Below are 262 nucleotides of genomic sequence, written 5' to 3' on the forward strand. Positions count from 1 at the left end.
CTCTTCAAATTTCGGGTGAAGCGTGAAGAACTGAGCTCCTTTGATATTCCAGTGTGAACCTCTTGTATTCTGATAAAATACAGAGTAGTTAGCTAACAGTACATTTAACTTTTCTGCTATTTTCTTGCAGTCGGCTTCTTTAAGGCCAATAATACTAGCGTTTTTCATATGTATATATTTATTTTTTAAGGGTTATACTCTAATTGCTGTCCTCATTCCTGTGGTTGGGAATGAAGTTATAATAATAGCAATTTTATCATTT

At 33.2% G+C, this 262-nt stretch carries 1 protein-coding gene; it reads right to left on the bottom strand.

Features of this window, described 5'->3' with window-relative positions; genetic code table 11:
• The coding region (locus SB679_RS24860; RefSeq protein ID WP_410704966.1) for a Dps family protein at positions 1-168 on the bottom strand (168 nt) is incomplete at its 3' end.
• Positions 169-262: the final 94 nt, after the last annotated feature.

The sequence above is a fragment of the Chryseobacterium sp. SIMBA_029 genome (assembly GCF_046535275.1).
Lineage (GTDB): Bacteria > Bacteroidota > Bacteroidia > Flavobacteriales > Weeksellaceae > Chryseobacterium.